Origin of the sequence: Novacetimonas cocois, from assembly GCF_003311635.1 — a bacterium.
Lineage (GTDB): Bacteria > Pseudomonadota > Alphaproteobacteria > Acetobacterales > Acetobacteraceae > Novacetimonas > Novacetimonas cocois.
Genome location: NZ_QEXL01000001.1, coordinates 110,298 through 131,125 on the forward strand (window position 1 = coordinate 110,298; position 20,828 = coordinate 131,125).

The following is a 20,828-nucleotide window of genomic DNA, read 5'->3' on the forward strand; positions in this document are numbered from 1 at the left end:
AGGATTGCCGGTCGGTATATTCACCGGCTGGGCTTCCGACACGGAACTTTACTAACCCGACTTTCGGCATGAGGCCGAAGTAACGGAGAAAACGATGGCAAAGGCTAAATTTGAGCGGAATAAGCCGCACTGCAACATCGGCACGATCGGTCACGTCGATCACGGCAAGACCTCGCTGACCGCTGCTATCACCAAGACGCTTGCCAAGGCTGGTGGTGCGGAGTTCAAGGCTTACGACATGATCGACGCGGCGCCGGAAGAGCGCGCTCGTGGGATCACGATCTCCACCGCTCACGTTGAATACGAGACCGCGAAGCGTCACTACGCGCACGTTGACTGCCCCGGTCACGCCGACTACGTGAAGAACATGATCACGGGTGCGGCGCAGATGGACGGCGCGATCCTGGTCGTGTCGGCTGCCGATGGCCCGATGCCCCAGACGCGTGAGCACATCCTGCTTGCCCGTCAGGTTGGCGTTCCCGCGCTGGTCGTCTTCCTGAACAAGGTTGACCAGGTTGACGATCCGGAACTGCTGGAACTGGTGGAAATGGAAGTTCGCGAACTTCTGTCCGCTTACCAGTTCCCCGGCGACGATATCCCCATCATCAAGGGTTCGGCCCTGGTGACGCTGGAAGACGGTGATCCGGAACTCGGCGAAAAGCGCGTCCTGGACCTGATGAACGCTGTGGACGACTACATCCCGCAGCCGGAACGTCCGATCGACCGTCCGTTCCTGATGCCGATCGAAGACGTGTTCTCGATCTCCGGCCGCGGCACCGTCGTGACCGGCCGTGTCGAGCGTGGCGCGGTGAACGTGGGCGACGAAATCGAAATCGTTGGTCTGCGTCCGACGCAGAAGACCACGGTGACGGGCGTCGAAATGTTCCGCAAGCTGCTGGATCGCGGCGAAGCCGGCGACAACATCGGCGCGCTGCTGCGTGGCACGAAGCGTGAAGACGTCGAGCGTGGTCAGGTCCTGGCGAAGCCGGGTTCCATCACCCCGCACACGAAGTTCAAGGCGGAAGCCTACATCCTGACGAAGGAAGAGGGTGGCCGTCACACGCCGTTCTTCACCAACTATCGTCCGCAGTTCTATTTCCGCACGACCGACGTCACCGGCGTCGTTCACCTGCCGGAAGGCACGGAAATGGTCATGCCTGGCGATAACGTCGCCATGGATGTCGAACTGATTGCCCCGATCGCCATGGATGAAGGCCTGCGCTTCGCTATTCGCGAAGGTGGCCGCACGGTCGGTGCTGGCGTGGTCGCTTCGATCACTGCGTGATTGTAAGTAACTGAAGTGATGATGCCCCGGTCGGAGCGATCTGGCCGGGGATATCATTGGCGGATCGGGTTCCCCCGAACCAGTTAAAGTTGGACTGAAACAGAAAGATGGACAACCAGAACATCCGCATTCGCCTGAAGGCGTACGATCATCGGGTGCTCGATAACAGCACAAAAGAGATCGTCAATACGGCGAAGCGTACGGGTGCGCGGGTTCGGGGTCCTATCCCGCTGCCGACGCATATCGAACGGTTCACTGTCAACCGTTCTCCCCATGTGGACAAGAAAAGCCGCGAGCAGTTCGAAATTCGGACCCATCGCCGGCTGCTCGACATTGTCGAGCCGACCCCGCAGACCGTGGACGCTCTCATGAAACTCGACCTCGCCGCTGGCGTGGATGTCGAGATTAAACTCTAAGGTCCAGACGATGCGCACCGGATTGATCGCAAAAAAGCTGGGAATGACCCGGCTGTTCAAGGAAGACGGCACACATGTGCCGGTGACTGTCCTGCAGGTGGATGACCTGCAGGTGGTTGATGTCCGCACCAAGGAACGTGATGGCTATTCCGCCGTCCAGCTTGGATCGGGCAAGGCCAAGGTCAAGAATGTAACGAAGCCGTGCCGTGGCCATTTTGCCAAGGCGAAGGTGGAGCCGAAGAAGAAGCTGGCGGAATTCCGGGTGGCAGACGATGCCGTCCTGGAAGTTGGCGCCACGCTGTCTGCCGCCCACTTCGTCGTCGGGCAGAAAGTGGATGTGACCGGCACCAGCAAGGGTAAAGGTTTTGCCGGTGCGATGAAGCGCTGGAACTTTGCCGGTCTCGAAGCCTCGCATGGTGTCTCGATCAGTCACCGTTCGCACGGGTCGACGGGTAACCGTCAGGATCCGGGCAAGGTCTTCAAGAACAAGAAAATGGCCGGACATCTCGGTTCGGAACGCGTGACCACCCTGAATCTGGAAGTGGCCGCCGTGGACCCCGAGAAGAATCTGCTGATGATCTGCGGCTCGGTCCCGGGCGGCAAGAATGAGCTGATTCTGGTTCGTGATGCGATCAAGAAGCCCCGTCATGCCGAGGCGCCGTATCCGGCTGCCCTGACCCCGGTAGCGGGCTGAGGATAGAGGGCAATGGATTACGAGATCAAAACCCTCGAGAATGGAAGCGCCGGTACGGCAACGCTTCCCGACGAGATTTTCAAGGTCGAGCCGCGCGCGGACATCATGGCGCGCGTCGTTCACTGGCAGCTGGCGAAGCGCCGCGCGGGCACGCACAAGGTCAAGGGCATGGGGGAAATCTCCGGCACGACCAAGAAGCCCTACCGGCAGAAGGGCACCGGCAGTGCCCGTCAGGGTTCGCTGCGTTCGCCGCAGTACCGTACGGGTGGCGTGGTTCATGGTCCGGTCGTACGCGACCACGGATATGACCTGCCCAAGAAGGTGCGTCGCCTCGGTCTGATTTCCGCGCTGTCGCAAAAGGCGGCGGAAGGTAAGCTGGTGGTTCTCGATGCCGCCACGGCATCCGGCAAGTCGTCCGAGCTGGCGAAGAAGCTGAAGGTGCTTGGCTGGAAGTCGGCCCTGATCGTTGATGCGGCGGTTGAGGAAAACTTCGGTCGTGCGGCACGCAACCTGCCGAAGATCGACATCCTTCCGACGATCGGCGCGAATGTCTATGATATCCTCAATCACGAGGTGCTGGCCATCACGCGCGCCGGGCTTGAGGGTCTGAAGGAGCGTCTGGCATGACCAACATCCTCGCACTCCGCAAGAAGGCGGAACGTATGTCGCGTGAGGCGATGTACGATATCATTCGTGCGCCGCTGATCACGGAAAAGGCGACCGCCCTTTCCGAAAAGAATCAGGTGGCCTTCAAGGTCGCTTCGGGCGCGTCGAAGTTCGAGATCAAGGTCGCGGTGGAAACACTGTTTGGCGTCAAGGTTCTGGGTGTCAACACCCTGATCCAGAAGGGCAAGGCTAAGCGCTTCAAGGGACGTCCCGGCCAGCGGTCTGATGTGAAGAAGGCGTTTGTGCAGCTTGCCGATGGTCAGTCCATTGACCTGACCGCCAAGCTGTCCTGACGCGGGGTGACAAGAAATGGCATTGAAGCACTTTAACCCGGTTACCCCCAGCCTGCGCGGGACGGTTCTGATCGACCGCAAGGAGCTGTGGAAGGGCAAGCCCGTCAAGGGGCTGACCGAGGGCAAGAACAAGAGCGGCGGTCGTAACAACCACGGCCGCACCACCTCGCGTTTCATCGGTGGCGGTCACAAGCAGTCCTACCGTTATGTCGACTTCAAGCGTCGCAAGTTCGACGTCGTCGGCACGGTGGAGCGTCTGGAATATGACCCCAACCGCACGGCTTTCATCGCGCTGGTGAAGTATGCGGACGGCGAACTGGCCTACATCATCGCGCCGCAGCGTCTGCAGGCTGGCGATCAGGTGGTTTCCGGTCTCCGCGCCGACATCAAGCCGGGCAACGCGATGCCGCTGTCCGCGGTGCCGGTCGGCACGATCATCCACAACATCGAGCTCAAGGCCGGTGCAGGTGGCAAGATCGCGCGTTCCGCCGGAACCTATGCGCAGCTGGTGGGCAAGGACATGGGCTATGCCCAGATCAAGCTGCAGTCCGGTGAGCTGCGTGTCGTGCGCGCCGAGTGCATGGCGACGATCGGTGCGGTGTCCAACCCGGACAACATGAACCAGCACATGGGCAAGGCAGGCCGCGCCCGCTGGCTGGGACGTCGTCCGCACAACCGTGGCGTCGTGATGAACCCGGTCGACCATCCGCATGGTGGTGGTGAAGGCCGGACTTCGGGTGGACGTCATCCGGTCACGCCGTGGGGCAAGCCGACAAAGGGTTACAAGACCAGGGTCAACAAGCGTACGGACAGTCTGATTATCCGTCGCCGGAAGACCGGCAAGTAAGGGGCATACAAGATGGCACGTTCCGTCTGGAAGGGCCCGTTCGTGGACGGGTATCTACTGAACAAAGCCGATGCGTCGCGCGCGTCGGGCCGTAACGAGGTGATCAAGATCTGGTCGCGTCGCTCAACCATTCTGCCGCAGTTCGTGGGACTGACATTCGGCGTCTATAACGGGCACAAGTTCCTGCCCGTGCAGGTGACCGAAAACATGGTGGGGCACAAGTTCGGTGAATTTTCGCCGACCCGCACCTTCACGGGTCACTCCTCGGACAAGAAAGCGAAGCGGGGCTGATCATGAGCAAGCCTAAGCATCCGCGTACGCTCGCGGAAACCGAAGCGCAGGCCACCACGCGGAATATCCGCATCAGCCCGCGTAAACTGAACCTTGTTGCGGGTCTGATCCGCAACAAGCCTGCGGCACAGGCCATTGCGACGCTGACGTTCTCCAAGCGTCGCATTGCGCAGCAGGTCAAGAAGACGCTGGAAAGCGCCATTGCGAATGCCGAAAACAACCATCAGCTGGATGTCGACCAGCTGGTGGTGGCGCGCGCGGAAGTTGGCAAGTCGATCGTCATGCGTCGTTTCCATGCCCGCGGACGTGGTCGTTCGGCCCGTATCGAGAAGTTTTTCAGCCATCTGACGATCATCGTTGCAGAGCGTCAGCCCGAGGCAGAAGCGGCAACCGGAAAGAAGGCGGCCTGATCCATGGGACATAAAGTCAATCCTATCGGGCTGCGGCTCGGCATCAACCGTACCTGGGACAGCCGCTGGTACGCCGACGCGGACTATGCGCGCCTGCTGCATGACGACCTGAAGCTGCGTTCCTACCTGCGTCGCAAGCTGTCGGGCGCCGGCGTGTCGCGTGTCGTGATCGAACGTCCGGCCAAGAAGCCGCGCGTGACGATCTATGCCGCGCGTCCGGGTGTCGTGATCGGCAAGAAGGGCCAGGACATCGATGCGCTGCGCAAGGATCTGACCCGTATGGCGAAGGCTGACGTTGCGCTGAACATCGTTGAAATCCGCAAGCCGGAAATCGACGCGACGCTGGTGGCCGACAACATCGCCCAGCAGCTGGAACGCCGCGTGGCCTTCCGTCGCGCCATGAAGCGCGCGGTGCAGTCCGCGATGCGTCTGGGCGCACAGGGGATCCGGATCAACTGTTCCGGTCGTCTGGGCGGTGCTGAAATCGCGCGTGTCGAATGGTATCGCGAAGGCCGTGTGCCGCTGCACACGCTGCGTGCCGACATTGATTACGGTGTGGCGACGGCAAAGACGACCTATGGCACCTGTGGTGTGAAGGTCTGGATCTTCAAGGGCGAGATTCTTGCCCATGATCCGTTGGCGCAGGATCGTCGCGCCGCCGAGCAGGCCCCGCAGCGCTGATCTGCGGGGAATAGGGAACAGAGTGCGCCAGGCGGCGCTGAGGATTTGAAAAAATGCTTTCTCCCAAGCGGACAAAGTTCCGCAAGGCCCAGAAGGGCCGTATCCACGGACTGGCTAAGGGGGGGACCACCCTGAACTTTGGGGCTTTTGGCCTCAAGGCCCTGCAGCCGGAACGGATCACCGCCCGTCAGATCGAAGCGGCCCGTCGTGCCATCACCCGTGCCATGAAACGTGCGGGACGCGTATGGATTCGGATTTTTCCTGACCTTCCGGTCTCGACAAAACCCGCAGAAGTGCGTATGGGCTCCGGCAAGGGGTCGCCGGAATACTGGGTGGCCCGTGTGAAACCGGGTCGTATCCTGTTCGAGATCGAAGGCGTGTCGCCGGAAGTCGCGCGTGAAGCGCTGGCTCTTGGCGCGGCAAAGCTGCCGATCAAGACGAAGTTTGTGACCCGTATTGGAGACGCGTGAGATGGCAAAGGCAACCAAGCCGGCCGATCTGCGTGCCAAGACTGTTGAAGAACTGGATACGCTTCTCATCGATCTGAAGCGCGAGCAGTTCAATCTTCGGTTCCAGCATGCAACCGGCCAGACCGAAGGGCAGTCGCGTATGCGTGCGGTGCGTCGCGAGATTGCCCGCGTCAAGACGATTGCGTCTGAGGCGTTGAAGAAGATCGCTGCCGGCAATGCGCCGGCAGTCAAGTCCTGAAGGGAGACGGGCGATGCCAAGGCGCGTCCTGACCGGACGGGTGACCAGCGACAAGATGGACAAGACGGTTACCGTCCTTGTCGATCGTCGCGTCATCCATCCGCTGTACAAGAAGTTCATTCGCCGTTCGAAGAAGTACGCGGCGCATGATCAGCTGAACGAATGCAAGATCGGGGACACGGTGCGCATTGAAGAATGCCGCCCCATTTCCCGGCGCAAGACCTGGACCGTCGTGGTTCGCAATGGTGCCCCGCTGGCGGCCCCCGCGACCGATGCCAAGTCCGGCGCACAGGCGTAAAGAAGGGCATAGAGCATGATCCATCCCGAGACCAACCTTGACGTCGCCGACAATTCCGGCGCGCGTCAGGTGCAGTGCATCAAGGTGCTGGGCGGTTCCAAGCGGAAGTCCGCCTCGGTCGGCGACGTGATTGTCGTGTCCGTAAAGGAAGCGATTCCCCGCGGCAAGGTGAAGAAGGGTGACGTGCACCAGGCGGTGATCGTCCGCACCTCCTATCCGGTGCGTCGTCCCGATGGCAGCGCCATCCGCTTCGACCGCAATGCCGCAGTCCTGATCAACAAGCAGCAGGAACCGATCGGAACCCGCATCTTTGGTCCGGTCGTGCGCGAACTGCGTGCGCGCAAGTTCATGAAGATCATTTCGCTGGCGCCGGAGGTGCTGTAATGGCCGCGCGTATCAAGAAGGGCGACCAGGTTCTGGTCATCACCGGCTCATCCCGCGGCAAGCGTGGTGAAGTCGTGACGGTGCTGCCTGCCGCGCAGAAGGCCATCGTGCGCGGTATCGCGATCGCGAAGCGCCATACGCGCCCCAGCCGCATGGGTGAGCAGGGAGGCATCATCGAGAAGGAGATGCCGGTGCACCTGTCCAACCTGAAGCTGATCGATCCGAAGAGCGACGATCCCACCCGTGTCGGGTATCGCGTTCTGGAAAACGGTCGCAAGGTTCGTGTCGCCAAGGCGACCGGCGAAGTCATCGAAGGCTGAGGAGGCGGGTATGTCAGAAGCTAACGTAACCCGCTCAGTGCCGCGTCTGCAGAAGCGTTACAATGACGAGCTGCGCGCGAAACTGCGCGAGGAGTTCGGTTACAAGAACGTGATGCAGGTTCCGACCCTGGAAAAGATCGTTCTCAACATGGGTGTCGGTGAAGCCGCAGGCGACCAGAAGAAGCTGGATGCCGCGGTTCAGGAAATGACCCTCATCGCAGGTCAGAAGCCGGTCAAGACGGTTGCCAAGAAGGCGATCGCGGGCTTCAAGATCCGTGAAGGTTTGCCGATCGGGTGCAAGGTGACGCTGCGTCGCGCGCAGATGTATGAATTCCTTGACCGTCTGGTGACGATCGCCCTGCCGCGCGTCCGCGATTTCCGCGGCCTGCCGGCGAACAAGGGTTTCGACGGGCATGGCAACTTCGCCATGGGCCTGAAGGAACAGATCGTCTTCCCGGAAATTGAGTACGACAAGGTCGACGATATTCGCGGCATGGACATTATCTTCGTTACGAGCGCGAAGACAAATGCCGAAGCCAAGGCTCTTCTGAAGGCATTCGACCTGCCCTTCGCAGCATAAAAGTTGCGAGAGGGGCTTTCACTGGAAGCCCGGAAGACCTAAGACACACGTAGTTTGGAAAACCGTTGGGAATGGCCCGACAGGTTCCGGAGGATAAAACAAGGCATGGCCAAGATTTCCGCCGTAAACCGGAATGTCAAGCGTGAGCGCATGGCAGCACGGGACAAGGCAAAGCGGACTGCATTGAAAAACATCATCATGGATCGGTCTCTGCCGGTCGAGGATCGTTTTGATGCGTCGCTGAAGCTTGCTGAACTTCCAAGGAACGGATCGCGCGTGCGCGTTCGTCTGCGGTGCAAGTTGACGGGGCGTCCCCGCGCCAATTACAGAAAGTTCGAACTCTGCCGTATCGCCCTGCGCGACCTGGCCTCCAATGGCCAGATCCCGGGTATGGTCAAATCGAGCTGGTAAGGGCAGGGAACGATGTCACTTTCTGATCCTTTGGGTGATCTGCTCACCCGGATCCGCAATGCCCAGCGTGCGCGTCACGCGGCATGCGTCGCGCCAGCATCGAAGCTGCGTGCAAATGTACTCGAGGCGCTGCGCCGCGAGGGATATATCCGTGGTTTTTCCAAGGAAGAACTGCGCAAGGGTGTTTCCCAGCTGCGTATCGAGCTGAAATATCTTGATGGCGAGCCCGTGATCAAGGAAATCCACCGCGTTTCCAAGCCGGGACGTCGCGTGTATTCCAAGATCAAGGAACTGCCGCGCGTGTATGCCGGGCTGGGTGTGTCGATCCTGTCGACCCCGCGTGGCGTCCTGTCGGATGGGGAAGCCCGCGCTGCCAATGTTGGCGGCGAAGTTCTCTGCCGCGTATTCTAAGGAGGGATGAATGTCGAGAGTTGGCAAATATCCCGTCGAGATTACGTCGGGAGTTCAGGTTTCCATCGCTGATGGTGTGCTGACGGCCAAGGGGAAGCTCGGCGAGCTGAAGCTGCCCCTGTCGCATCACATCGAAGCGGAAGTCGCTGATGGCAAGGTTTCGGTCAAGCCGGTCGGAACGCAGGCCCAGGCACGGATGATGTGGGGCACGACGCGTTCCCTGATCGCCAGCATGGTCAAGGGCGTGTCCGAAGGGTTCTCCAAGACGCTGGAAATCAGCGGAACGGGTTATCGTGCGGCGGTTCAGGGCAAGAATCTTGTCATGAACCTCGGATATTCGCACGATATCGTGTATGAGATCCCTGCCGGTATCAAGATCACGACGCCCCGTCCGACCGCTGTGACCGTCGAGGGGATCGACAAGCAGCGCGTCGGTCAGGTTGCGCTTGATATCCGCAGCTTCCGCAAGCCCGAGCCTTATAAGGGCAAAGGTGTCCGTTATGAAACGGAGACCATCCGTCGCAAGGAAGGTAAGAAGAAATAATGAGCGCGCAGCAGGATCTGCGGGAGCGGCGCCGTCAGCGTCTTCGCTTCCAGCTTCGCCGCAAGAGTGGCGGACGGCCGCGCCTTTCGGTGTTCCGGTCGGGCAAGAATATCTATGCGCAGGTGATCGACGATGTCGCCGGGCGCACCCTGGCAGCAGCGTCTTCCATCGAGAAGGACCTGCGTTCCTCCCTCAAGGGCGGTGCGGACGTGGCGGCGGCTGGCGCCGTCGGCAAGCTGCTTGCCCAACGTGCGGTTGCGGCGGGTGTGTCGAAGGTCGTGTTCGATCGCGGCGCGTATCTGTATCATGGGCGCATCAAAGCCCTGGCGGAGGCTGCCCGTGAGGGCGGTCTCTCGTTCTGACGAAAGGGTCACGCACAATGGCACGTGAACCGAGAGAAGGCGGCCGGGGCGGCCGCGATCGTGATCGCGAAGGCGATGATCTCGTTGACAAGCTGGTCACGATCAATCGTGTAGCGAAGGTCGTCAAGGGCGGTCGTCGTTTCGCTTTTGCCGCACTGGTTGTGGTCGGCGACCAGAAGGGACGTGTCGGGTTCGGCGCGGGCAAGGCCCGTGAAGTTCCCGAGGCGATCCGCAAGGCGACCGATCGCGCCAAGCGCGCAATGATCCGCGTCCCCATGAAGGAGGGTCGTACCCTTCATCATGATGTGGCGGGACATTTCGGCGCCGGCAAGGTGGTGCTGCGTTCGGCTGATGCCGGCACGGGCATCATCGCAGGCGGCCCGATGCGCGCGGTGTTCGAGAGCCTGGGTATCAATGATGTCGTGGCGAAGTCGCTGGGCACCCGGAACCCGCACAACATGGTCAAGGCGACCTTTGCCGCCCTGGAACGCTGCGCAAGCCCGCGTTCGGTGGCGAACCGCCGTGGCAAGAAGGTTTCCGATATCCTTGGTCGCCGCGAGGTGACTGCATCGGCGGAGGCTGCTGCAGATGTCTGAGACAAAGGGAACCATCAAGGTCACCCAGATCCAGTCTGGCAACGGGCGCAAGCCGGGTCAGCAGGCTACGCTGATCGGTCTGGGACTGAACAAGATCGGCCGTACCCGTGAACTGGAGGATACTCCTTCGGTGCGCGGTATGGTGCGCAAGGTCGCCCACCTTGTGAAGGTGGAGAATTGAGATGAATCTCAACGAACTTCGCGATAACGAAGGTGCCCGTTACCAGAAGAAGCGTCTGGGACGTGGCATCGGCTCTGGCAAGGGCAAGACCTCGGGTAAGGGCGTCAAGGGTCAGAAGGCCCGTTCCGGCGTGTCCCTGAATGGCTTTGAAGGTGGTCAGCTTCCGCTGTACCGCCGCCTGCCCAAGCGTGGATTCAAGAACATCTTCCGCAAGGAATTTGCCATCGTGAATCTTGACGTGCTGGACAAGGCGATCGAAGCGGGCAAGGTGGATGCCAAGGCTCCCGTGACCGAAGACGTCCTGCGCAAGGCGGGGCTGGTCACGGCGTCGAACGTGGCTGGCGTGCGTCTGCTGGGCAACGGCGAACTCCATCACGGGGTGACGATCGAAGTCTCCGGCGCGTCCGCTGGTGCCATTGCCGCGGTCGAAAAGGCCGGCGGCAAGGTGCAGGTCAAGGAAAAGGCCGCCAAGGCGGTTGCCGCGCCTGCGGAATGACTGGATGGGGGATTTGTTCCATCTCCCCCAGACCAGAATAATGAAAGCGATGCGTCTTGCACTGTGCAGGCGCATCGCTTTATTATTTTAAACGGGTTTTTATCATGACAGCGTCCCGCTTTGTGTGGTGACGCTGTTCTTGTGAAAGGATGGGCGCATGGCCTCCGCGGCCGAACAGCTGGCTGCCAATCTGAATTTCAATTCTTTTGCCAATGCAACGGAATTGAAAAAGCGTATCTGGTTCACACTGGGCGCGCTGATCGTTTATCGGATTGGCACCTATATTCCGGTTCCTGGCGTCGATGCGACGGTTATGGGGCAACTTCTGGCCCGCCATCAGGGTGGTATTCTGGGTATGTTCGACATGTTCACGGGTGGTGCGCTGGGCCGCATGACCGTGTTCGCGTTGAATATCATGCCCTACATCAGCGCATCCATCATCGTGCAGCTGATGTCGGCGGCAATTCCCTCGCTGGAGGCCCTCAAGAAAGAGGGTGAAGGCGGGCGTCGCAAGCTGAATGAATATACGCGCTATCTTACGGTCGCGATTGCACTGTTCCAGGCGTATGGCATCGCCATTGGTCTGGAGAACATGCATACCGAGGCCGGATCGGCGGTCATCTCTCCCGGCATGTTCTTCATCGTGTCATGCGTGCTGACGCTGGTTGGCGGCACGATGTTCCTGATGTGGCTGGGTGAACAGATCACGTCGCGGGGGGTCGGGAACGGAATCTCGCTGATCATCTTTGCGGGTATCGTCGCCAACCTGCCCAATGCGTTGGCCAGCCTGTTCCAGCTTGGCTATACGGGGGCGCTGTCGCCGTTTTTCGTGCTGGTGTTCCTTGCACTTGCGGCGATTACCATCGCGTTCATCGTCTTCATGGAACTGGCGCAGCGTCGTGTCGTCATCCAGTATCCGAAGCGTCAGGTCGGGCAGCGGATGTTTGGCGGGGATTCGACGCATATGCCGCTGAAGGTGAACACTGCGGGGTCCATCCCGCCGATTTTCGCCTCCTCGGTTCTGCTGATTCCCGTGACCATCGCCGGGTTCATGAACAACAGCTCCCTGCCGGGCTGGCTGTCGTTCCTGGGGCAGTCGCTGGGGCAGGGGCAGCCGCTCTACATGCTGTTCTATGCGGCAATGATCGTGTTCTTTTCCTATTTCTATGCGGCGGTGACGTTCAATCCGCAGGAAACGGCGGAGAACCTGCGCAAGCAGGGCGGTTTTGTTCCCGGCATCCGGCCGGGCGCGAATACGGCCACATTCTTTGACCGGATTCTGACGCGCATCACGACGATCGGCGCGATGTATCTGGTGGCGGTGTGTCTGCTGCCGCAGATCCTGATCAGTCACTATAATGTGCCGTTCTATTTCGGGGGCACCAGCCTCATCATCATCGTGACGGTGACGATCGATACGGTCACGCAGATCCAGTCTCATCTCGTCGCGCATCAGTATCAGGGCCTGATGCGCAAGGCGCGCGGCAGGAAGGGTAAATTCCGGTGAACATAATTTTTCTTGGGCCGCCGGGCGCGGGAAAGGGAACCCAGTCCAAGCTGCTGGAAGCCCGTTATGGAATCGCCCAGATCTCAACGGGCGACATGTTGCGGGCCGAAGTCGCGGCGGGCAGCCCGCTGGGGCAGAAGGTCAAGAACATCATGGCCTCGGGGCAGCTTGTCCCCGATGACCTGATCATCGCGCTGATCGAGGCGCGCATAGATCGCCCGGATTGCGCGAAGGGCTTCATCCTTGATGGATTCCCCCGCACGCGGGCACAGGCCGAAGCACTCGATTCCATGCTGAAGAAGACCGGTCGTCATATCGATCTGGTGCTTCTGCTGGATGTGGATGAGGATGCGCTGGCGGACCGGATCGCGGGCCGGTTTACCTGCGCCAAGTGTGGCGAAGGTTACAACGACCTGTACAAGCGGCCGAAGGTGGCCGGGACGTGTGACGTATGTGGCGGGCATGATTTCATCCGCCGCGATGATGACCGCAGGGAAACCGTGGCCGCACGTCTCAAGGCCTATCGGGAACAGACGGCGCCCATCCTGCCTTATTATGAGGAACAGGGACGCCTGCGCCGGATCAACGGCATGGCGGATATCGATGACGTGACGAAGGAAGTCTTTGCCGTCGTCGATAGTATCACGAAAAAGTGATGCAGAATAATTGACTTGGACGGGCGGGCGGGTATATTCCGCGCCCTCAAGGTATGAGTGCCGCATGAGTCGTTGACCGACCGTGCGGCGCTGGTATGACCAACTGGAATTGATGATGGGGTTGGCCGGGTAATGTCCGGTATGTTCACGACGCTCCGGGCCTGTGGTCCGGTGGCGTGAAGCAGCCCTGCCGAAATGTTAGTGCCCGTCACGGACGGGTGGACGAGGAGTAAGTGGCGTGGCGCGTATTGCCGGCGTGAACATCCCAACGAACAAGCGGGTAACGATTGCCCTGCGTTATATCTATGGTATCGGGGCGACGAAGGCCCAGACGATCTGCGACAAGCTTTCGATCCCCGACGAACGTCGCGTGAACGAACTGTCCGATGACGAGATCGTCAAGATCCGTGAACTGATCGACAATGATTATCGCGTCGAAGGCGACCTGCGTCGTGAAGTCGCGATGAACATCAAGCGTCTGATGGACCTGGGCTGCTATCGCGGCCTGCGCCATCGTCGTGGCCTGCCGGTTCATGGCCAGCGGACACATACCAACGCCCGTACCCGCAAGGGCAAGGCGGTTGCGATCGCAGGCAAGAAGAAGGCAACCCGCTAAAACGGGCACCTTGACATGCGGGGATGGAAGCCGGCTGCCCGGCTGGTTCCAGCCCCGTTCATTGAACTGACAGGATCAAGAAGATTATGGCGAAAGCTGCGGCACCGCGTATTCGTAAGAAAGAGCGGAAGAATATCATTTCCGGGGTGGCGCACGTGCTGTCCACCTTCAACAATACGATGATCACGATTTCCGACGCGCAGGGTAATGCGATTGCATGGTCGTCTGCGGGTGCGCAGGGGTTCAAGGGGTCGCGCAAGTCGACGCCTTACGCCGCCCAGGTTGCCGCGGAAGACGCCGGTCGCAAGGCGCGTGAGCATGGCATGGAAACCCTTGAGATCGAGGTTTCGGGTCCGGGTTCGGGGCGTGAAAGCGCTCTGCGCGCCCTGCAGGCGGTCGGGTTCTCCATCACGGCGATCCGTGACATGACGCCGGTTCCCCACAACGGATGCCGTCCGCGCAAGCGTCGCCGCGTCTGATCCGGGGATTCGATTTCGCTTCTCCCTGCCTTTCCTTCGGGCAAGGCAGGGGGATCTGATTGTCATCAGGCATCCGGTATGGGTGCCATCTGTTGTCTTTGTGACGGCAGATCAGTCTTGAAAGGCCATTACCTTGGTCCTCCAGAAAAACTGGCAATCCCTGATCAAGCCGGAAAAACTGGAAGTCGAACCGGGGGCAGAACCGTCGCGCACGGCGACTGTCGTTGCGGAACCGCTGGAACGTGGTTTCGGCATGACGCTCGGCAACGCAATCCGTCGGGTTCTGCTGTCCTCCCTTCAGGGGGCGGCGGTTACGGCGATCCAGATTGACGGCGTTCTGCACGAGTTCTCTTCTGTTGCGGGTGTGCGCGAGGATGTCACCGACATCGTCCTGAACATCAAGCAGCTTGCCCTGCGCATGCATGGCGAAGGCCCGAAGCGCATGGTCCTGACCGCGACGGGTCCGGGCGAAGTCCGCGCAGGCCAGATCCAGACCGGCCACGATATCGAGGTGATGAACCCCGACCTCGTGATCTGCACGCTTGATGAAGGCGTGAAGTTCGGGATGGAATTCACGGTCAACATGGGCAAGGGCTATGTCCCTGCGGCGGCCAACCGGCCGGAAGATGCGCCGATCGGGCTTATCCCCATCGATGCCATCTATTCTCCGGTGCGTCGCGTGTCCTACAAGGTCGAGCAGACCCGCGTGGGACAGGTGACGGATTATGACCGCCTGCTGCTGACGGTGGAAACCAACGGTGCGGTGACGCCCGAGGATGCGGTGGCCCTGGCCGCGCGTATTCTTCAGGATCAGCTGCAGCTGTTCATCAATTTTGACGAACCGCGCACCGTCCGCACCGAGGAGCCGCAGGACGACCTGCCGTTCAACCGCAACCTGCTTCGCAAGGTTGATGAGCTTGAACTGTCGGTCCGCAGTGCGAACTGCCTCAAGAACGACAACATCGTCTATATTGGCGATCTGGTTCAGAAGACCGAGCAGGAAATGCTCCGTACCCCGAATTTCGGGCGGAAGTCTCTGAACGAAATCAAGGAAGTCCTGACCGCCATGGGGCTTTCGCTGGGTATGAACGTTCCGGCATGGCCGCCGGAGAACATTGAAGATCTGGCCAAGAGGCTCGACGAGCCGTTCTGATCCTCTGAACCGGAAAGACAGGAAGACTACATCATGCGTCACGGTGTTGCTGGCCGGAAGCTCGGCGTTACCTCGTCCCATCGACAGGCCATGTTTCGGAACATGGCCGTCGCACTGATCAAGCACGAACAGATCACGACCACCCTGCCCAAGGCAAAGGAACTGCGTCCGGTCGTCGAAAAGCTGATCACCCTTGGCAAGCGGGGCAACCTGCATGCCCGTCGGCAGGCCTTTGCGCAGCTTCGTGACGACACGATTGTGTCCAAGCTGTTCTCGGCCGTGGCTGAACGCTACAAGACCCGCGCTGGCGGTTACACCCGCGTCCTGCGCGCCGGTGTCCGTCATGGCGATGCGGCCGACATGGCCGTGATCGAACTGGTCGATCGCGACGTGACGGCCAAGGGCAAGGACAGTGGTCCGCGCCCTACGGCTGAAGACAAGGAAGACCTGGCGGCCTGACCGTTACGGGAAACCTGAAAAAGCCCGGCTTCGGCCGGGCTTTTTTTATGGCACGTGCCCATAACCATCCAAATCTGCGTTGTCTCTGGTTTATTTCCTGTTCCACATCGTCTAATGAATGACGCTATATCTTAATAACGATTATATTCCGGTAATTTCTCGGGAATGCGGGCGATGGCAAGGTCTCTCTTTTCACGATTTGGAACGTATGTTTTTGCGGCGGTAGTGGCCTTCTGCACGCAGGCGCACGCGGCGTCGGTGGTGCGCGTGGGCTATATTCCGGTTTTGGGGTCGGCCCCGCTGTTTGTCATGGATGGCAGGCACTGGGCCGCGGATGCCGGGATCGACATGCAGCTTGTGCGGTTCCAGTCCGGTCCGCAGGCGATTCAGGCGCTGGCCGCGGGCAAGATCGATGCCTATGTGGCCGGGGTGCTGCCGCTGTTGCAGGCGCGCGCCCATGGCGTGAACGTGAAGGTGGTCGCCAGCGCGGCGATCGAGGAACTGGAGGTGATGGCGCGCGGTCAGCTGGCGCAGGGCCTGCCGGAAACGCCGACCCAGCCGATCGAGGGCGCGGCCCTGAAGCAGCGGTTTGACGATTTCGCCCGCACCAGCAACCGCAAGGCAAAGATCGGCGCCCAGCCCCTGGGTTCGGTGCCGGATTCCATGCTGCGGTACTGGCTGAAGGCCCGCAACGACCTTGATCCCGCCCAGACCGCCGATATCGTCGGCGTTGACCTCGACGCGGAACAGCAGGCGTTCCTTGCCGGGGCCGTGGATGCCGCCGTCCTGCGCGAACCGACCCTGACGCTTGTGCGCCATCGCCTGCCGCAGGCGCGTATCCTTGCCACAGGGCACGACATGATGCCGGGACAGCCGGGATCGGTGCTTGCGATCCTGAACGAGGATGCCCCGGATCGCGCACAATGGAAGGACAAATTCCTTGCGGCGTTTGTCCGCGCGACAGACCTGCTGGCCCATTCCCCGGACGAGGCGGTCCCTTATGTAAGAAGCGCGCTGGCGGGCGGCATGCTGCCACAGGCAATCGTGCAGGAAGCCCTGCGTGCCTCGGCCTCCCATTACGTGTCAGATCCCTCCACCATTGTCGAATCCGTAACAAAGTTGCAGGATTTCGAGGTCCAGACCGGCCTTCTGCATAATGCGCAGCCGGTGGGCGACTTGTTCGATCTGGAAAGTTATCGGCATCTGGGCAAATGAGACCTGACAGGACATCACTGACGCGGCTGGGTCTGGGCGTACTGGGGCTGCTGGTCCTGTTCGGAAGCTGGGAGGCCATTGTCAGGCTGGGCTGGGTGCCTGCGGGGCTGCTGCCCGCCCCGTCCTCCCTGGGGCCGGCGTGGCTGGATGAAGTGCGCAACGGGGCGTGGCAGACGGCCATTCGCGACAGCCTGACGCATTATGTGCTGGGGCTGGTGATCGGTTCGGTGCTGGGGGCGCTGGTCGGTCTGCTGTGCGGGGCGGTTCCGGTGCTGGATGCGCTGCTGGCGGGCGTGGTGCGGGTCCTGCGTCCCATTCCCGGTCTGGCATGGGTGCCCTTTGCGATCCTGTGGTTCGGGCTGAACACGGCGGGCGCGACCTTTGTCATCGCGATTTCGGTTTTCTGGATCAATTTCTATGCCGCTTATGGCGCCGTGCAGTCGATTGATCCCGACCTGTACGAGGTCGCGGCCGCCTTTGGTCATGGCAGCTTTGTCGGCCGCCTGACAAAGGTGGTGCTGCCGGCGTCCGCGCCGGGGCTGCTGGCGGGGCTGCGGACCGGGCTGGGGCAGGCATGGATGTCGGTGGTCGCGGCCGAACTGTTTGGCGTGCCGGGAATCGGCGCGCGCATGATGCAGGCCTCCAGCCTGCTGGCGACCGATCTGGTCGTGGTCTATATGCTCACGATGGCGCTTCTGTATGCATTGACGGACATGCTGTTCATGGTCGTGCGCAGGCGCCTGCTGGGATGGCAGGGATAGGATGGACATGGCGATGCCCGATAGGGGGACAAAGGGCGATACGATGGTCCACCTGTCCGATATCGGCCTGTCCCATGACAGGGGAAAGAATTTCATCCTGCGTCATGTGGACCTGACGATCGACAAGGGCCAGTTCGTGGCCCTGCTAGGTCCGTCGGGGGTGGGCAAATCCACCTTGCTGCGGGTCATCATGGGACTGACCCCACCGACCGAGGGACAGGTCAGCCTGACGCCCCCGGCCTCGCCCATCGGGCGTTCGACCGCGCTGGTGTTTCAGGATGCCAAGCTGATGCCGTGGCGCACGGTGCGCCAGAATGTGGAACTGGGGCTTGAAGGGGTGGGCCTGTCGCGGGCGCACCGCCATGCGCGTGCGATGGCGTCGCTGGAACTGGTCGGGCTGGCGGACCGGGCGGATCGCTGGCCCCGGCAGCTGTCGGGTGGGCAGCGGCAGCGCGTCGGCGTGGCGCGGGCCCTGACGGTGGAACCTGACCTGCTGCTGATGGATGAACCCTTTGGCGCGCTGGACGCCATCACCCGCAGCGCCCTTCAGGACGAGTTGCTGCGGATATGGGCACAGACGCACAAGACCGTGCTGTTCGTGACCCATGATATTGACGAGGCCCTGATCCTTGCGGACAGGATCATCGTCCTGTCGGGCCATCCCGCGTCGGTGCGGGGCGATTTCATGGTGGGACTGCGCCCGCGCGACCGCTCCTCGCCCGCGACGCAGGCGCTGGTCGAACGGCTGAAGGCGCTGATCGCCGGGGAGCCTGATCCCGGCGACCGGCCTGCCTACTGGCAGGCGTCGGAAATCTGAATTCCATCCGTCATGATGGACACCGCGCCTTCTCCCCGACATGATGGCATGGTCGATCCGGGCATGGGACGGGATGCGTCACGCAGGTCCTGCCCCATGGACAACCGGCAGAGGAGTAACGGATATGAATGAATTCGAAGCACAGCTGGAAGAAGGCGTGGGCCGCCTGCAGGATGGCATGAGCGGTCTGGCCGGTGGAAATGGCCCGCGCGTGGGCGGCGTCAAGGGACTGGGCGGCGTATGCGATACGGTGCGTGACCTGACGGCGGATCGTCCGCTGTTTGCGCTGCTGGGTGCGACGGTTGGCGCATTTGTCGCGACGATGCTGTGGCGGCGTCGCTAGGGCGCTGCTGTCTTTGCAGCCGTGACGCGCGGGCAACTTCGCCGGGACATGCCGCGTTCAGAAACGATATGAGGGAGCAGAGCGTTATATCATGCTGAAACTGGCATTGTTCTTTCTGGTGGTCTCGCTGATCGCTGGGATATTCGGATTTACCGGCATTTCCGCCGTGTCGGCGGGGATGGCCAAGATCCTGTTCTTCATCGCCATCCTGGCGTTCGTCATCGTCCTGCTGCTTGTGATTCTCTCAGCCAGGTCGCTGTTCAACTAGGCATGGCCGCCTGCGGTGGATGGTCCGCCCCGGCCATCCACGCCGCCCGCTGCGGCATAATAAGGTCCCCGGTCACGCCGGGGGCCTTTTTTACTGGTTCTTGTCCTTCTGGATGAAGGACGGCAGGAAGGGATTGTCCTTCTGCAGGGATGCCTTTGTCGGCAGGCGCGACACATCCCATCCCCCGCCAAGGGCTTCCACCAGGTTCACGCTGTCCACCACGCGCTGCTGCTGGATCGACAGGACATTTTCCGCGTCACTCAGGGCCGACGTCTCGTTGGTGATGACGGTGGTATAGATCTGGGTGCCGGCCTTGTACTGGTTCAGCGAGACCTCAACCGCGCGGTTGGCGAAATCCAGCGCCTTTTCCTGCTGATCCTGTTCCTGTGCAAGGATGCGCAGGTTCGACAGGTTGTCTTCCGTCGTCTGCAGTGCGGACAGGACCGTCTGCCGGTAGGTGGCGACGGCGTTGTCGTACTGGGCGTTCGCCTCATGCACGGCGGCGGTGCGCGACCCGCCGGAGAACAGCGTTTCCGTGGCCGATGCCCCCAGCGACCAGATGCGGTTGGCCGCGCTCATCAGTGACGTCACCGGATCGCCGCCACTCTGTTCGTAACTGGCATTGATGGTGATGTCGGGGAAGAATGCGGCGATATCCGCCCCGATCTGCGCGTTGTACTGTTCCATCGTCCGTTCCGCCGCCGCGATGTCAGGTCGGCGCTGCAGCAGGTCGGCCGGTATGGTGACCGGAATGGGCGGGATGGTCCGCGTCAGTTCACCCGGGGTGATGGTCACGTCCGCCGGGGGCTTGCCGATCAGCACCGCGATGGCATGTTCATACTGTGCCCGGGCAACGCCGGTCTGCACCAGTGCGGCGCGGTTCTGTTCCAGCGTCGTGCGGGCCTGCAGGACGGAGGTCGGATCGGCGGTTCCGGCCTGGTACTGGTTTTCCGTGATCTGGAGCGCCTGTTCATTGAAATGGACATAACGGTCCAGAAGATCGTGCAGCGAGTCCTGGTAACGCAGGTTGAAATACGCCGTCGCCAGCTGCGCCTGATAGGACAGGGTGGCGTTGGCAAGGTCGGCGGCACTGGCCTGCGCCGCGGTGACCTGTTCCTGGATCTGGCGGCGGATCTTGCCCCAGACATCAAGGTCCCAGCTGGCGGACGGGCCGATGTCATAGGTGTTGTACTGGCTTTTCCCGTAAAGCGAGCTGCCTGACGAGGACAGCGACCCCGCGCCATGCGCATTGCGGTTGAAGCCGAGGCTGCCGCTGATGGTGGGGAAAAGCTGTGCCCGCACGCTGTCGATCAGGGCGCGCGCGTTGCGGTAGTTCGCCTCGTATTCCTTGACGTTCTGGTTCGATATCTCGACCTGCGATTCCAGGTTGTTGAGGATGGGATCGTTATAGATCGTCCACCAGGCGTGCTTGGGCAGGGCGGCCATCTGCGGGTTGGCCCGTTCCCATCCCGGCGCAGGCTGCAGTTCCTTGAACCGCGCGGACACGATGGCGGCGGGACGGTGATAGTTCGGGCCGACCATGCATCCCGTCAGCAGGACAATCGGCAGGGCCAGCGGCGCGACCCGCCGCAGGGTCCGCCGCACGCGTGCCTGATGGCGGGAACGGGCGGCACGCGAAGACGGGCAGATGCCATGGGATGGCAGGGAGTGTGTCATCCG

34 protein-coding genes are annotated in these 20,828 nt (G+C 61.3%); 33 read left to right on the plus strand and 1 reads right to left on the minus strand.

What is annotated here, in order from left to right; all coding sequences use genetic code 11:
• The first annotated feature begins 94 nt into the window (after positions 1-94).
• The 33 genes from tuf to NJLHNGOC_RS00625 all read left to right on the plus strand — a co-directional run bounded on the left by tuf (position 95) and on the right by NJLHNGOC_RS00625 (position 19,148).
• A complete protein-coding gene (tuf, locus tag NJLHNGOC_RS00465) occupies positions 95-1,285 on the plus strand; it encodes an elongation factor Tu (protein ID WP_113594624.1) in 1,191 nt (396 codons plus the stop codon).
• Positions 1,286-1,392: 107 nt separating this feature from the next.
• On the plus strand, positions 1,393-1,701 hold the full coding sequence (gene rpsJ, locus NJLHNGOC_RS00470; RefSeq protein ID WP_007282720.1) for a 30S ribosomal protein S10: 309 nt from the start codon (positions 1,393-1,395) through the stop codon (positions 1,699-1,701).
• A 10-nt stretch (positions 1,702-1,711) separates the two neighbouring features.
• Complete coding sequence (gene rplC, locus NJLHNGOC_RS00475) at positions 1,712-2,395, plus strand: 50S ribosomal protein L3 (RefSeq protein ID WP_110525684.1); 684 nt, start codon at positions 1,712-1,714, stop codon at positions 2,393-2,395.
• A 12-nt stretch (positions 2,396-2,407) separates the two neighbouring features.
• A complete protein-coding gene (rplD, locus tag NJLHNGOC_RS00480; protein ID WP_110525687.1) occupies positions 2,408-3,022 on the plus strand; it encodes a 50S ribosomal protein L4 in 615 nt (204 codons plus the stop codon).
• A gap of 35 nt (positions 3,023-3,057) precedes the next feature.
• Positions 3,058-3,354 carry a 50S ribosomal protein L23 gene (locus NJLHNGOC_RS00485; RefSeq protein WP_206059681.1) on the plus strand — a complete coding sequence of 99 codons (297 nt, stop codon included), beginning with the start codon at positions 3,058-3,060 and terminating at the stop codon, positions 3,352-3,354.
• A gap of 16 nt (positions 3,355-3,370) precedes the next feature.
• Positions 3,371-4,201 carry a 50S ribosomal protein L2 gene (gene rplB / locus NJLHNGOC_RS00490; protein ID WP_048858898.1) on the plus strand — a complete coding sequence of 277 codons (831 nt, stop codon included), beginning with the start codon at positions 3,371-3,373 and terminating at the stop codon, positions 4,199-4,201.
• A 12-nt stretch (positions 4,202-4,213) separates the two neighbouring features.
• Entirely contained in the window at positions 4,214-4,492 is a 279-nt protein-coding gene (gene rpsS / locus NJLHNGOC_RS00495; RefSeq protein ID WP_003621102.1) for a 30S ribosomal protein S19, read from the plus strand.
• A 2-nt stretch (positions 4,493-4,494) separates the two neighbouring features.
• Positions 4,495-4,902 carry a 50S ribosomal protein L22 gene (rplV, locus tag NJLHNGOC_RS00500; protein ID WP_110525693.1) on the plus strand — a complete coding sequence of 136 codons (408 nt, stop codon included), beginning with the start codon at positions 4,495-4,497 and terminating at the stop codon, positions 4,900-4,902.
• Positions 4,903-4,905: 3 nt separating this feature from the next.
• Entirely contained in the window at positions 4,906-5,583 is a 678-nt protein-coding gene (gene rpsC / locus NJLHNGOC_RS00505; RefSeq protein ID WP_110525696.1) for a 30S ribosomal protein S3, read from the plus strand.
• A gap of 53 nt (positions 5,584-5,636) precedes the next feature.
• A complete protein-coding gene (gene rplP / locus NJLHNGOC_RS00510) occupies positions 5,637-6,053 on the plus strand; it encodes a 50S ribosomal protein L16 (RefSeq protein ID WP_110525699.1) in 417 nt (138 codons plus the stop codon).
• Between the two features lies 1 nt (position 6,054).
• The gene (gene rpmC / locus NJLHNGOC_RS00515) at positions 6,055-6,291 is read left to right on the plus strand and encodes a 50S ribosomal protein L29 (protein ID WP_110525702.1); all 237 of its coding nucleotides are present in this window, start codon (positions 6,055-6,057) and stop codon (positions 6,289-6,291) included.
• Between the two features lie 13 nt (positions 6,292-6,304).
• Entirely contained in the window at positions 6,305-6,589 is a 285-nt protein-coding gene (rpsQ, locus tag NJLHNGOC_RS00520) for a 30S ribosomal protein S17 (protein ID WP_110525704.1), read from the plus strand.
• Between the two features lie 15 nt (positions 6,590-6,604).
• Positions 6,605-6,973, plus strand: a complete 369-nt coding sequence (rplN, locus tag NJLHNGOC_RS00525) for a 50S ribosomal protein L14 (protein WP_003621089.1) — start codon at positions 6,605-6,607, stop codon at positions 6,971-6,973.
• A complete protein-coding gene (gene rplX, locus NJLHNGOC_RS00530; protein WP_113594626.1) occupies positions 6,973-7,293 on the plus strand; it encodes a 50S ribosomal protein L24 in 321 nt (106 codons plus the stop codon). Before rplN ends, rplX begins: the two co-directional genes overlap by 1 nt.
• Before the next feature lie 10 nt (positions 7,294-7,303).
• Positions 7,304-7,873 carry a 50S ribosomal protein L5 gene (gene rplE / locus NJLHNGOC_RS00535; RefSeq protein WP_110525710.1) on the plus strand — a complete coding sequence of 190 codons (570 nt, stop codon included), beginning with the start codon at positions 7,304-7,306 and terminating at the stop codon, positions 7,871-7,873.
• A gap of 105 nt (positions 7,874-7,978) precedes the next feature.
• A complete protein-coding gene (gene rpsN, locus NJLHNGOC_RS00540) occupies positions 7,979-8,284 on the plus strand; it encodes a 30S ribosomal protein S14 (protein ID WP_110525713.1) in 306 nt (101 codons plus the stop codon).
• Positions 8,285-8,296: 12 nt separating this feature from the next.
• A complete protein-coding gene (gene rpsH, locus NJLHNGOC_RS00545; protein ID WP_110094609.1) occupies positions 8,297-8,695 on the plus strand; it encodes a 30S ribosomal protein S8 in 399 nt (132 codons plus the stop codon).
• 10 nt (positions 8,696-8,705) lie between these two features.
• Positions 8,706-9,239 carry a 50S ribosomal protein L6 gene (gene rplF / locus NJLHNGOC_RS00550; protein ID WP_110094608.1) on the plus strand — a complete coding sequence of 178 codons (534 nt, stop codon included), beginning with the start codon at positions 8,706-8,708 and terminating at the stop codon, positions 9,237-9,239.
• The gene (rplR, locus tag NJLHNGOC_RS00555; RefSeq protein ID WP_110525719.1) at positions 9,239-9,601 is read left to right on the plus strand and encodes a 50S ribosomal protein L18; all 363 of its coding nucleotides are present in this window, start codon (positions 9,239-9,241) and stop codon (positions 9,599-9,601) included. Before rplF ends, rplR begins: the two co-directional genes overlap by 1 nt.
• A 17-nt stretch (positions 9,602-9,618) precedes the next feature.
• A complete protein-coding gene (gene rpsE, locus NJLHNGOC_RS00560) occupies positions 9,619-10,197 on the plus strand; it encodes a 30S ribosomal protein S5 (RefSeq protein ID WP_110094606.1) in 579 nt (192 codons plus the stop codon).
• A complete protein-coding gene (rpmD, locus tag NJLHNGOC_RS00565; RefSeq protein WP_110525723.1) occupies positions 10,190-10,378 on the plus strand; it encodes a 50S ribosomal protein L30 in 189 nt (62 codons plus the stop codon). Before rpsE ends, rpmD begins: the two co-directional genes overlap by 8 nt.
• Position 10,379: 1 nt before the next feature.
• Positions 10,380-10,874 carry a 50S ribosomal protein L15 gene (gene rplO / locus NJLHNGOC_RS00570; protein WP_113594627.1) on the plus strand — a complete coding sequence of 165 codons (495 nt, stop codon included), beginning with the start codon at positions 10,380-10,382 and terminating at the stop codon, positions 10,872-10,874.
• Between the two features lie 157 nt (positions 10,875-11,031).
• Complete coding sequence (secY, locus tag NJLHNGOC_RS00575; protein ID WP_110525729.1) at positions 11,032-12,381, plus strand: preprotein translocase subunit SecY; 1,350 nt, start codon at positions 11,032-11,034, stop codon at positions 12,379-12,381.
• Positions 12,378-13,037 carry an adenylate kinase gene (locus NJLHNGOC_RS00580; RefSeq protein ID WP_113594628.1) on the plus strand — a complete coding sequence of 220 codons (660 nt, stop codon included), beginning with the start codon at positions 12,378-12,380 and terminating at the stop codon, positions 13,035-13,037. Before secY ends, NJLHNGOC_RS00580 begins: the two co-directional genes overlap by 4 nt.
• Before the next feature lie 238 nt (positions 13,038-13,275).
• Positions 13,276-13,653, plus strand: coding sequence for a 30S ribosomal protein S13 (gene rpsM / locus NJLHNGOC_RS00585; RefSeq protein ID WP_110525735.1), 378 nt, complete (start codon positions 13,276-13,278; stop codon positions 13,651-13,653).
• A gap of 86 nt (positions 13,654-13,739) precedes the next feature.
• Positions 13,740-14,132 (plus strand): 30S ribosomal protein S11, encoded by a 393-nt coding sequence (gene rpsK / locus NJLHNGOC_RS00590; RefSeq protein WP_003621069.1) that lies wholly within the window; start codon positions 13,740-13,742, stop codon positions 14,130-14,132.
• Positions 14,133-14,265: 133 nt separating this feature from the next.
• Entirely contained in the window at positions 14,266-15,285 is a 1,020-nt protein-coding gene (locus NJLHNGOC_RS00595; protein WP_110525738.1) for a DNA-directed RNA polymerase subunit alpha, read from the plus strand.
• A 33-nt stretch (positions 15,286-15,318) separates the two neighbouring features.
• On the plus strand, positions 15,319-15,744 hold the full coding sequence (gene rplQ, locus NJLHNGOC_RS00600) for a 50S ribosomal protein L17 (protein ID WP_113594629.1): 426 nt from the start codon (positions 15,319-15,321) through the stop codon (positions 15,742-15,744).
• A gap of 174 nt (positions 15,745-15,918) precedes the next feature.
• The gene (locus tag NJLHNGOC_RS00605; RefSeq protein ID WP_113594790.1) at positions 15,919-16,959 is read left to right on the plus strand and encodes an ABC transporter substrate-binding protein; all 1,041 of its coding nucleotides are present in this window, start codon (positions 15,919-15,921) and stop codon (positions 16,957-16,959) included.
• Positions 16,956-17,720, plus strand: a complete 765-nt coding sequence (locus NJLHNGOC_RS00610) for an ABC transporter permease (protein ID WP_113594630.1) — start codon at positions 16,956-16,958, stop codon at positions 17,718-17,720. Before NJLHNGOC_RS00605 ends, NJLHNGOC_RS00610 begins: the two co-directional genes overlap by 4 nt.
• Position 17,721: 1 nt before the next feature.
• Positions 17,722-18,537 carry an ABC transporter ATP-binding protein gene (locus tag NJLHNGOC_RS00615; RefSeq protein ID WP_206059676.1) on the plus strand — a complete coding sequence of 272 codons (816 nt, stop codon included), beginning with the start codon at positions 17,722-17,724 and terminating at the stop codon, positions 18,535-18,537.
• Positions 18,538-18,661: 124 nt separating this feature from the next.
• Entirely contained in the window at positions 18,662-18,880 is a 219-nt protein-coding gene (locus NJLHNGOC_RS00620) for a hypothetical protein (RefSeq protein ID WP_113594631.1), read from the plus strand.
• Positions 18,881-18,971: 91 nt separating this feature from the next.
• Entirely contained in the window at positions 18,972-19,148 is a 177-nt protein-coding gene (locus NJLHNGOC_RS00625) for a DUF1328 domain-containing protein (RefSeq protein ID WP_110525750.1), read from the plus strand.
• A gap of 90 nt (positions 19,149-19,238) precedes the next feature.
• Here NJLHNGOC_RS00625 and NJLHNGOC_RS00630 read toward each other — a convergent pair whose 3' ends face one another.
• Positions 19,239-20,825, minus strand: a complete 1,587-nt coding sequence (locus tag NJLHNGOC_RS00630) for an efflux transporter outer membrane subunit (RefSeq protein ID WP_113594632.1) — start codon at positions 20,823-20,825, stop codon at positions 19,239-19,241.
• Positions 20,826-20,828: the final 3 nt, after the last annotated feature.

Excerpts from the sequence above, each read along its gene's own strand:
- tuf (WP_113594624.1), top strand. The coding sequence starts at position 95 with ATGGCAAAGGCTAAATTTGAGCGGAATAAGCCGCACTGCAACATCGGC.
- rpsJ (WP_007282720.1), top strand. The coding sequence starts at position 1,393 with ATGGACAACCAGAACATCCGCATTCGCCTGAAGGCGTACGATCATCGG.
- rplC (WP_110525684.1), top strand. The coding sequence starts at position 1,712 with ATGCGCACCGGATTGATCGCAAAAAAGCTGGGAATGACCCGGCTGTTC.
- rplD (WP_110525687.1), top strand. The coding sequence starts at position 2,408 with ATGGATTACGAGATCAAAACCCTCGAGAATGGAAGCGCCGGTACGGCA.
- NJLHNGOC_RS00485 (WP_206059681.1), top strand. The coding sequence starts at position 3,058 with ATGTCGCGTGAGGCGATGTACGATATCATTCGTGCGCCGCTGATCACG.
- rplB (WP_048858898.1), top strand. The coding sequence starts at position 3,371 with ATGGCATTGAAGCACTTTAACCCGGTTACCCCCAGCCTGCGCGGGACG.
- rpsS (WP_003621102.1), top strand. The coding sequence starts at position 4,214 with ATGGCACGTTCCGTCTGGAAGGGCCCGTTCGTGGACGGGTATCTACTG.
- rplV (WP_110525693.1), top strand. The coding sequence starts at position 4,495 with ATGAGCAAGCCTAAGCATCCGCGTACGCTCGCGGAAACCGAAGCGCAG.
- rpsC (WP_110525696.1), top strand. The coding sequence starts at position 4,906 with ATGGGACATAAAGTCAATCCTATCGGGCTGCGGCTCGGCATCAACCGT.
- rplP (WP_110525699.1), top strand. The coding sequence starts at position 5,637 with ATGCTTTCTCCCAAGCGGACAAAGTTCCGCAAGGCCCAGAAGGGCCGT.
- rpmC (WP_110525702.1), top strand. The coding sequence starts at position 6,055 with ATGGCAAAGGCAACCAAGCCGGCCGATCTGCGTGCCAAGACTGTTGAA.
- rpsQ (WP_110525704.1), top strand. The coding sequence starts at position 6,305 with ATGCCAAGGCGCGTCCTGACCGGACGGGTGACCAGCGACAAGATGGAC.
- rplN (WP_003621089.1), top strand. The coding sequence starts at position 6,605 with ATGATCCATCCCGAGACCAACCTTGACGTCGCCGACAATTCCGGCGCG.
- rplX (WP_113594626.1), top strand. The coding sequence starts at position 6,973 with ATGGCCGCGCGTATCAAGAAGGGCGACCAGGTTCTGGTCATCACCGGC.
- rplE (WP_110525710.1), top strand. The coding sequence starts at position 7,304 with ATGTCAGAAGCTAACGTAACCCGCTCAGTGCCGCGTCTGCAGAAGCGT.
- rpsN (WP_110525713.1), top strand. The coding sequence starts at position 7,979 with ATGGCCAAGATTTCCGCCGTAAACCGGAATGTCAAGCGTGAGCGCATG.
- rpsH (WP_110094609.1), top strand. The coding sequence starts at position 8,297 with ATGTCACTTTCTGATCCTTTGGGTGATCTGCTCACCCGGATCCGCAAT.
- rplF (WP_110094608.1), top strand. The coding sequence starts at position 8,706 with ATGTCGAGAGTTGGCAAATATCCCGTCGAGATTACGTCGGGAGTTCAG.
- rplR (WP_110525719.1), top strand. The coding sequence starts at position 9,239 with ATGAGCGCGCAGCAGGATCTGCGGGAGCGGCGCCGTCAGCGTCTTCGC.
- rpsE (WP_110094606.1), top strand. The coding sequence starts at position 9,619 with ATGGCACGTGAACCGAGAGAAGGCGGCCGGGGCGGCCGCGATCGTGAT.
- rpmD (WP_110525723.1), top strand. The coding sequence starts at position 10,190 with ATGTCTGAGACAAAGGGAACCATCAAGGTCACCCAGATCCAGTCTGGC.
- rplO (WP_113594627.1), top strand. The coding sequence starts at position 10,380 with ATGAATCTCAACGAACTTCGCGATAACGAAGGTGCCCGTTACCAGAAG.
- secY (WP_110525729.1), top strand. The coding sequence starts at position 11,032 with ATGGCCTCCGCGGCCGAACAGCTGGCTGCCAATCTGAATTTCAATTCT.
- rpsK (WP_003621069.1), top strand. The coding sequence starts at position 13,740 with ATGGCGAAAGCTGCGGCACCGCGTATTCGTAAGAAAGAGCGGAAGAAT.
- rplQ (WP_113594629.1), top strand. The coding sequence starts at position 15,319 with ATGCGTCACGGTGTTGCTGGCCGGAAGCTCGGCGTTACCTCGTCCCAT.
- NJLHNGOC_RS00605 (WP_113594790.1), top strand. The coding sequence starts at position 15,919 with ATGGCAAGGTCTCTCTTTTCACGATTTGGAACGTATGTTTTTGCGGCG.
- NJLHNGOC_RS00610 (WP_113594630.1), top strand. The coding sequence starts at position 16,956 with ATGAGACCTGACAGGACATCACTGACGCGGCTGGGTCTGGGCGTACTG.
- NJLHNGOC_RS00615 (WP_206059676.1), top strand. The coding sequence starts at position 17,722 with ATGGACATGGCGATGCCCGATAGGGGGACAAAGGGCGATACGATGGTC.
- NJLHNGOC_RS00620 (WP_113594631.1), top strand. The coding sequence starts at position 18,662 with ATGAATGAATTCGAAGCACAGCTGGAAGAAGGCGTGGGCCGCCTGCAG.
- NJLHNGOC_RS00625 (WP_110525750.1), top strand. The coding sequence starts at position 18,972 with ATGCTGAAACTGGCATTGTTCTTTCTGGTGGTCTCGCTGATCGCTGGG.
- NJLHNGOC_RS00630 (WP_113594632.1), bottom strand. The coding sequence starts at position 20,825 with ATGACACACTCCCTGCCATCCCATGGCATCTGCCCGTCTTCGCGTGCC.